The sequence below is a fragment of the Yokenella regensburgei genome (assembly GCF_051486985.1).
Lineage (GTDB): Bacteria > Pseudomonadota > Gammaproteobacteria > Enterobacterales > Enterobacteriaceae > CBFFRJ01.
The window spans coordinates 114109-121951 of sequence record NZ_JAHVDV010000012.1 but is presented as its reverse complement, the minus strand read 5'-3'; the positions used below and the strand labels follow the sequence as shown (position 1 = coordinate 121951).

The window sequence follows — 7843 nt, the reverse complement described above, 5'->3', positions numbered from 1 at the left end:
TTATTTTCGCTTTTCTCTGCGGGCTTCTCAGTGAATCTCACCGGAACACCCTGCTGACCCGGCGGCGTGTGTGCCGTTGTTCCGTGTCAGTGGAGGCGCATTATAGGGAGTTATTCCGGGCTGACAAGTCTAAAATTCAAAAAACTTTTTAACCGTCTCTTTTTTGCGCAAAACGTCACTAAACTGGCAGTTTTTCAAGCGTTCTGAAGCCATAGCGTTGCAAAACGGGCAATAAAAGTACAGTTTCGGGCGTGACCTCCATGCAATACGCAATATTTTCATCGGCTGATTTTGCATCCGGTGCTTCATGCTCAAGTAGCCAGGCGGTACGACGCGCTATCGCCGCACCTGAGTCAATAAAACGTGTCCCTTCCGGCAATACCTGCAAAAGCTCATCCTGCAGTAAAGGGAAGTGCGTACAGCCCAGCACCACGGTATCTGGTGGCTCACTCATACGTAGCCAGGGGCGGAGGATTTTCTTAAGCTCATCAAGTGGAACCGGTTTGCCATGTAGCTTCGCTTCTGCAAGCTCGACCAGCTCAGCCGAACCCAACATTTCGATGGTGCATTCATTAGCAAATCGCGAGATAAGCTCATGGGTGTAAGGGCGTTTCACCGTCGCGCGGGTTGCCAGTAATCCCACTACGCCGTTTGCGGTTAAACGTGCCGCCGGTTTAATGGCAGGTACTACCCCGACAACCGGGAAGGAGAATTTTTCGCGCAAGGCCGGGAGAGAAACGGTACTGGCCGTATTGCAGGCGATAATGGCAAGGGCCAGCGGGTATTGAGCCTGAACAGCGGTGACGATTTCAACAACGCGTTCAACAATAAACGCTTCACTCTTTTCCCCGTAAGGAAAGGCGACGTTATCGAAGGTGTAGATGTAATGAAGATCCGGCAGGAGATGCCGGATCTCGTCGTAAACCGATAACCCACCGACGCCAGAGTCAAACACCAGCACGGTGGGCCGTAGTTCAGAAGGTGTAGCTGCCAGACAAGGTGTATTCCCGTCCTGCAGTTTGGTAGCCATAAGCTGTCTCGTAATCTTTATCGAACAGGTTAGCTATTTTACCACGAACTGTCAGGTGTGAGGTCACTGGATATGACGCAGAAAAATCGACAGTACTGTAACCTGGCAACACACGTTGCTCAGGATTGTAGGCCGATGTTCTGTTGTCGTAGCGCTTACCGAAATACTCCCAGGCAAGATTCATGTCCACATCGAAGACCGCCCAGTCAAGCTGATACTTGGCCTGGCGCTTCGCACGACGTGGCAGCACTTCGTCAGTTTCATCATCACGCGGGTCAATATATTGCAGCGTAACGCGGTGAGAGAAGATGCCGGTGTCCACAGTGCCCGTCCACTCTACGCCCTTAATCGTTGCCGAGTTGATGTTGTAATAAGCCGTGTCGCTGTAGGTAATAAGATTATCAATCTCATAACGATAAGCAGACAGGCGCCAGTCAAGCGGCCCGCTCAGTCCCTCAATACCCGCTTCCCATTGCTTAGACTCCTCCGGCTTAAGATCCGGATTGGAGGCAATGTTAAAACGCTTCGCACCAAACTGCTGCCCCAACGACGGCGCCAGGAAGCCGGTACCGTAAGAGAGCGTCAGACGATAGTTTTCAACGAACTCCCAGCCTGCAGCCGTCTGCCAGGTGCCGTGCCAGCCGAACTCTTCGTCTTTGTCCTCACGCCCGGAGGCTTCCAGCGTGACGTCGCCAAACTGCTGCAGGCCAGACAGGTAGAGTCCGGTATTATCGCGGTCGTAGGCTTCACGAGAGCGTTTGTTAGAGGAGACCAGACGTTCCTGTTTCCAGTCTGCGCCTGCGCTCACCGAACCATGACCAACTGCAACATTATTCGCCCACTGAATATAACGCTGCTCCATGTCATCCAGCGTGGTGCCGTCTTCATAACGACCATAGATGCTGCTGTAGTTGTAGTCTTTGCTTTTCTGGTAGCTCGCCACCAGCTGGGACGAGTAGATCCCCTGATTAAGGCTCAGGCCGGTATCCCACCCCTGACTGTACAACTGACGCTCATCCGCACTGTATTCCGGCAGGAACGGCGGGCTGCCAAGGTCATAGTCCACATTATTGCTAAAGCTGTACCCACGGAAGAAGCCGTCAATATTGTCGTTGAACTTATGCTGCAGGCTTCCCCAGAAGGTTTTATTGCGGTAACCATCACGGTCAGCATCATGGTCCCATGAAGAGCCCGGCTGCACGTTAAAACCACGAGTACTGGTGTAGGATCCAGCGGCAGTGACCACGGTGTCATCAAAGCGCTGCCGCAGTGTGCCGTCATAGGTCTGGTATCCTTTCGAACCGATGCTGGCATTAATCTGCGATTGCTCGCCACCGCTCTGGGTAATGACGTTAACCACACCACCGATTGCGCCGGAGCCGTAAACGGTCGAGCGCGGGCCACGGATGTATTCAACGCGCTGCACTAAAGAGAGGGGGATCTGGTTAAGCTCCGGGTCGTTTGAAATACCGGAGCGTGCAACCGGCACGCCATCAATCAACAGCAACAGGTGTTTCGCTTCTGTACCCCGAACAAAAACAGAGGCGGTCTGACCCAGACCACCATTTTGCGCGATATCCACGCCAGGCAGTCGACGTAGTACGTCAACCAGGGAGCGTGACTGCCAGCGATCGATATCCTCACGAGTTACGACTTCCGTGGGCGCCAGTACCGTTTTGGCAGGCTGTTGAAAACGATTTGCTGTCACCACCAGCGTGTCCGGGTTGCTGTCCTGCGCCCAGCCAGAAAATGCCGTGACGGAGAGCGCCGTCAGCAGCGAAACTTTTTTTATCATTGTGTAAGCATCCACATAATAGGAAGGATGCCGCAGGTACCCTCAGTAGCTCGCGACGACGGTACCAATTGCGACGTAACTCCGGCAGGTCTTCGGGCTTGGAGGTACTACAAGATGATGACTTCCCACTTTTATAAGCAGTGTCTGCTTTCGCTATCATCCCACCTTTCCTTACCGCTGCGCGTCAGCTCCAGATTTACACTGGATTCCCTTTTAACTTACAGGACCGGAACAGGGATGCTACATTCATAAACATATAGATGTCCAGACTGCTATGAGGTGAATCGAAAAAACATCCGGCGCTGGACATCCCCTGAGCAACCCCTACAATCCCCGCGTTATTCTTACTCATTCAGGAAATACGATGACTCCCGAACACCTGCCAACAGAACAGTATGATGCGCAACTTGCCGAGAAAGTCGTGCGTCTGCAGTCGATGATGACGCCCTTCTCCGCGCCCGTACCGGAGGTGTTCCGCTCGCCGGTCAGCCATTACCGTATGCGTGCCGAGTTCCGCATCTGGCACGATGGCGACGACCTGTACCACATCATTTTCGATCAGCAGAGCAAAAGTCGTATTCGCGTGGACAGTTTCCCGGCGGCAAGTGAGCTGATTAATCAGCTGATGAAGGTGTTGATGGAGAGCCTGCGCGAGAACAAAACGCTGCGCCATAAGCTTTTCCAGATTGATTACCTGACCACCCTCAGCAATCAGGCCATCGTCACTCTGCTCTATCACAAAAAGCTGGACGAGGCGTGGCGTGAAGAGGCGACCCGCCTGCGTGATGCCCTGCGGGCACAAAACCTGAATGTGCAACTGATTGGCCGAGCAACCAAAACCAAGATTGCGCTTGATCAGGACTTTATTGATGAGCGTCTGCCCGTTGCGGGTAAAGAGATGATCTACCGCCAGGTAGAAAACAGCTTCACACAACCTAATGCCGCCATGAATATACAGATGCTGGAGTGGGCGCTGGGTGCAACAAAAGGGTCAACCGGGGATCTGCTCGAACTATACTGCGGTAACGGCAACTTCTCACTGGCACTCGCCCGTAATTTCGACCGCGTTCTGGCAACGGAAATCGCCAAGCCATCGGTAGCGGCAGCGCAATACAACATTGCCGCAAACCATATCGATAATGTGCAGATTATCCGCATGTCGGCAGAAGAGTTCACCCAGGCAATGAACGGCGTGCGTGCGTTCAACCGCCTGCAGGGGATCGATTTAAAGAGCTATCAGTGCGAGACGATTTTCGTCGATCCACCGCGCAGTGGGCTGGACAGCGAAACCGAGAAGATGGTGCAGGCGTATCCCCGGATTTTGTACATTTCCTGTAATCCGGAAACCTTGTGTAAGAATCTTGAAACGTTAAGCCAGACGCACAGCATTGAACGTCTGGCCCTGTTCGATCAGTTCCCCTATACGCACCATATGGAGTGCGGGGTTCTGTTAACAGCGAAATAGTTTATAAACGGTTGCCAGGCCTGATGGCGCTTCGCTTATCAGGCCTGAGGTCCTACAGCCCCTGATTGCGGTTACGCATACGAAAACCGATCCAGAACACCAGAATCACCGACAGCACCGCCGGGAAGAAGTTGGAGCCGATGTCCGGATACTCCGCTCGCACCACGGTGCTGTAAAGCAATACACCGAGAATAAAGCAGGCGGCCGCAAGGCCAGGCAGACCCACGGGCATGGTACGGTTTTGATAGCGTTGATGCAGGCAGTACACTGTCAGCACCAGGGAAATAATGGGGAATACGGAGAAAGGCACAATGGAGCTAAAAATCGCTGCAAAGGTGCCATTAATGGATAAGCCAGCGATTAACGCCAGCAACAACGTACCTCTATCTTGACCTGACTGTTTCATTACTCGTCCTTCACTCATCGGGTTGATGCGCCATTTTTTCTTGTTCACGGCGATACCAGTAATACGCGCCTTTGGAAATCATCCTCAGCTGTAGCACCAGTCGCTCTTCTAATTGCTTGCGTTGCTCAATGCCTACATCCAGCGCCTCAGCGCCTGCACTAAACACAATCGTTACCATCGCCTCGGCCTGCGCTTCAGTGAACGCCCGCGGCATATGGTTTTCGATTTCAAGATAGTCGGCAAGTTCCGCAATAAAATGCTGGATTTCACGCGCCACCGCTGCACGAAATGCCGCAGAGGTACCCGAGCGTTCACGTAATAACAGCTGGAACGCATTTGGGTTATTGCCGATAAATTCCATAAAAGTTGAAACGGATGTACGGATAACGCTGCCGCCTTTGGCGATACGTTGACGCGCCTGACGCATCAACTGACGCAGCATCAATCCGCTCTCATCGACCATGGTCAGGCCGAGTTCATCCACATCGCGGAAATGACGATAAAAGGACGTCGGGGCTATGCCCGCCTCGCGCGCAACTTCACGCAGACTCAGGCTGGCGAAACTTCGCTCAGCGCTCAGTTGACTGAATGCCGCTTCAACCAGCGAACGCCGGGTTCTCTCTTTTTGTTGCGCTCTTACGCCCATCACAATGCTTGAATCCTTCCGCAGACCTGCTGGCACTATACCAGAGAATAAAACTAATCGGATTGTACTGGTTTGTGAATGATTGTTTACGAGCTCTTTCTGCTTTCGCGCACGAAAAAAGCACAACGATAATTGGGTTATCGCGCTGTTGATGTTACTATTATGTTGCTTTTATGTATAAGAACAGGTAAGCCTTGCCATGCCACATTCCTACGATTACGACGCAATAGTTATAGGCTCAGGCCCGGGCGGTGAAGGTGCTGCTATGGGTCTGGTTAAACAGGGTGCCAGAGTGGCGGTCATTGAGCGCTATCATAACGTGGGCGGTGGTTGTACCCACTGGGGAACTATCCCGTCAAAAGCCCTCCGCCACGCCGTCAGCCGCATTATCGAATTCAATCAAAACCCATTATACAGCGACCACACCCGCATTCTTCGCTCCTCCTTTGCCGATATTCTTAACCACGCGGACAGCGTGATAAATCAGCAAACGCAGATGCGTCAGGGCTTCTATGAACGTAACCGCTGTGAAATTCTGCAGGGGAATGCGCACTTTATTGACCCGCATACGCTGGCGCTGGAGTGCCCGGACGGCTCGGTCGAAACGCTGACAGCAGAGAAATTTGTCATTGCCTGCGGTTCACGCCCGTACCATCCGGCCGATACCGATTTTGCGCATCCGCGCATTTACGACAGCGATTCCATCCTCAATATGCATCATGAGCCACGCCATGTGATCATCTATGGTGCCGGGGTGATCGGCTGCGAATATGCGTCGATCTTCCGGGGGATGAATGTCAAAGTCGATCTGATCAACACGCGCGATCGTCTGCTGGCCTTCCTCGATCAGGAGATGTCAGACTCCCTCTCCTACCACTTCTGGAACAGCGGTGTGGTCATCCGTCATAACGAAGAGTACGAGCACATCGAGGGGACCGAGGATGGCGTGATTATGCATCTGAAATCCGGCAAGAAGGTGAAAGCTGACTGCCTGCTCTATGCTAACGGACGCACCGGTAATACCGACAGCCTGCAGCTGGAGAACATTGGGCTTGATGCTGACGGACGCGGTCAGTTGAAAGTGAACAGCATGTACCAGACCGCGCTTCAGCATGTGTATGCCGTCGGAGACGTCATCGGCTATCCAAGCCTGGCTTCGGCCGCTTACGATCAGGGTCGCATTGCCGCGCAGGCGATGATGAAAGGTGAGGCCACCGCCCATCTGATTGAGGATATCCCCACCGGTATCTATACCATTCCTGAGATCAGCTCTGTCGGCAAAACCGAACAGCAGCTGACCGCCATGAAAGTGCCTTATGAAGTGGGCCGCGCGCAGTTTAAGCACCTGGCGCGGGCGCAGATTGTGGGCATGAGCGTGGGCACGCTGAAAATCCTGTTCCACCGTGAAACCAAAGAGATTTTGGGGATTCATTGCTTTGGTGAACGCGCGGCCGAAATCATTCACATCGGTCAGGCGATTATGGAGCAGAAAGGCGGTGGTAACACTATCGAGTACTTTGTTAACACCACCTTTAACTACCCGACCATGGCCGAAGCCTATCGGGTAGCGGCGCTAAACGGTTTAAACCGCCTGTTTTAACGCGCTGTCGAAGTGGCCATCCATTGCACCACGGATGGCCTCTGCCAGGTGTTCATAACGGCTGCGCAGTGGGGAGCCTGGACGATAGACCAGCCCAACGGTACGGCGTGGTTCCGGCTTGATGCAGGGCAGATAGATTACGCCATCGCGTTCACGCTCACGGGGAACCGCCAGCGCAGGCAGCAAAGTAATGCCGCTTCCTGCCGCAACCATGTTGCGCAGCGTTTCAAGACTGGTCGCCCGGAAATGGGTATCTTCTTCCGCGCCGGCCTCAAAACAGAAGCCCATCGCCTGGTCGCGCAGGCAGTGTCCATCTTCCAGCATCAGCAGTTTTTCACCCGCCAGGTCTGCCATCGGTACGCGGTCGCGGTTTGCCCAGGGGTGATCGGCATAAATCGCCAGCATCATCGGCTCATCGAACAACGGTACTTCAATAAAGGCTTCACTCTCTTTTACCAGCGCGAGAATGGCGCAGTCGAGCTTACCGCTATCCAGCTGGGCCAGTAGCTGATGGGTTTGCGCTTCGTGCAGATACATTTCCAGTTTCGGGAACGTCTGATGCAGCAAAGGAATAATATGCGGCAGCAGATAAGGACCAACGGTGGGGATTAAGCCAATATGCAGCGGACCAGACATGGCTTCCCCCTGCTGGCTTGCCATCTCCTTGAGCACTTTGACCTCACGCAATACGGTGCGCGCCTGATCCACCAGCAACAGACCAGCCTGCGTAAACAGGACTTTGCGACTGGTGCGCTCTAAAAGCATCACGCCAAGCTCGTCTTCCAGCTTACGTATTTGCCCGCTCAGCGTGGGCTGGCTGACATGACAGGAATCCGCGGCACGGCGAAAATGGCGGTGTTCAGCTAACGCCACCAGATATTCAAGATCACGAATATTCATT

The 7843-nt window shown here is 53.4% G+C and carries 7 protein-coding genes and 1 riboswitch; of the genes, 2 read left to right on the top strand and 5 right to left on the bottom strand.

Going from position 1 to position 7843, the window contains the following annotated elements:
* Nucleotides 1-178 precede the first annotated feature (178 nt).
* Nucleotides 179-1030: a glutamate racemase gene (gene murI / locus KXR87_RS10915; RefSeq protein ID WP_437432286.1), complete on the bottom strand. Its 852-nt coding sequence runs from the start codon at nucleotides 1028-1030 to the stop codon at nucleotides 179-181.
* Complete coding sequence (gene btuB, locus KXR87_RS10910) at nucleotides 975-2825, bottom strand: TonB-dependent vitamin B12 receptor BtuB (protein WP_437432285.1); 1851 nt, start codon at nucleotides 2823-2825, stop codon at nucleotides 975-977. The genes murI and btuB overlap by 56 nt, the downstream gene beginning before the upstream one ends.
* 66 nt (nucleotides 2826-2891) lie before the next feature.
* Nucleotides 2892-3071, bottom strand: a riboswitch (cobalamin riboswitch).
* A gap of 118 nt (nucleotides 3072-3189) precedes the next feature.
* Between btuB and trmA the strand changes: the two genes are divergently transcribed.
* Nucleotides 3190-4290, top strand: a complete 1101-nt coding sequence (gene trmA / locus KXR87_RS10905; protein WP_437432284.1) for a tRNA (uridine(54)-C5)-methyltransferase TrmA — start codon at nucleotides 3190-3192, stop codon at nucleotides 4288-4290.
* A gap of 52 nt (nucleotides 4291-4342) precedes the next feature.
* On the opposite strand, the gene KXR87_RS10900 is transcribed toward trmA, so the two are convergent.
* Both KXR87_RS10900 and fabR read right to left on the bottom strand, forming a co-directional pair.
* Nucleotides 4343-4696: a YijD family membrane protein gene (locus KXR87_RS10900; RefSeq protein ID WP_437432283.1), complete on the bottom strand. Its 354-nt coding sequence runs from the start codon at nucleotides 4694-4696 to the stop codon at nucleotides 4343-4345.
* A 10-nt stretch (nucleotides 4697-4706) separates the two neighbouring features.
* Entirely contained in the window at nucleotides 4707-5345 is a 639-nt protein-coding gene (fabR, locus tag KXR87_RS10895) for an HTH-type transcriptional repressor FabR (RefSeq protein WP_437432282.1), read from the bottom strand.
* 196 nt (nucleotides 5346-5541) lie between these two features.
* Between fabR and sthA the strand changes: the two genes are divergently transcribed.
* Nucleotides 5542-6942: a Si-specific NAD(P)(+) transhydrogenase gene (gene sthA, locus KXR87_RS10890; protein WP_437432281.1), complete on the top strand. Its 1401-nt coding sequence runs from the start codon at nucleotides 5542-5544 to the stop codon at nucleotides 6940-6942.
* Here the strand turns inward: sthA and oxyR are convergent.
* Entirely contained in the window at nucleotides 6925-7842 is a 918-nt protein-coding gene (gene oxyR / locus KXR87_RS10885) for a DNA-binding transcriptional regulator OxyR (protein WP_437432280.1), read from the bottom strand. The genes sthA and oxyR overlap by 18 nt on opposite strands.
* Nucleotide 7843 lies beyond the last annotated feature (1 nt).

What these genes read in the sequence shown, in the direction of transcription:
- trmA (WP_437432284.1), top strand. Translation starts at nt 3,190, where the DNA reads ATGACTCCCGAACACCTGCCAACAGAACAGTATGATGCGCAACTTGCC.
- btuB (WP_437432285.1), bottom strand. Translation starts at nt 2,825, where the DNA reads ATGATAAAAAAAGTTTCGCTGCTGACGGCGCTCTCCGTCACGGCATTT.
- oxyR (WP_437432280.1), bottom strand. Translation starts at nt 7,842, where the DNA reads ATGAATATTCGTGATCTTGAATATCTGGTGGCGTTAGCTGAACACCGC.
- sthA (WP_437432281.1), top strand. Translation starts at nt 5,542, where the DNA reads ATGCCACATTCCTACGATTACGACGCAATAGTTATAGGCTCAGGCCCG.
- murI (WP_437432286.1), bottom strand. Translation starts at nt 1,030, where the DNA reads ATGGCTACCAAACTGCAGGACGGGAATACACCTTGTCTGGCAGCTACA.
- KXR87_RS10900 (WP_437432283.1), bottom strand. Translation starts at nt 4,696, where the DNA reads ATGAAACAGTCAGGTCAAGATAGAGGTACGTTGTTGCTGGCGTTAATC.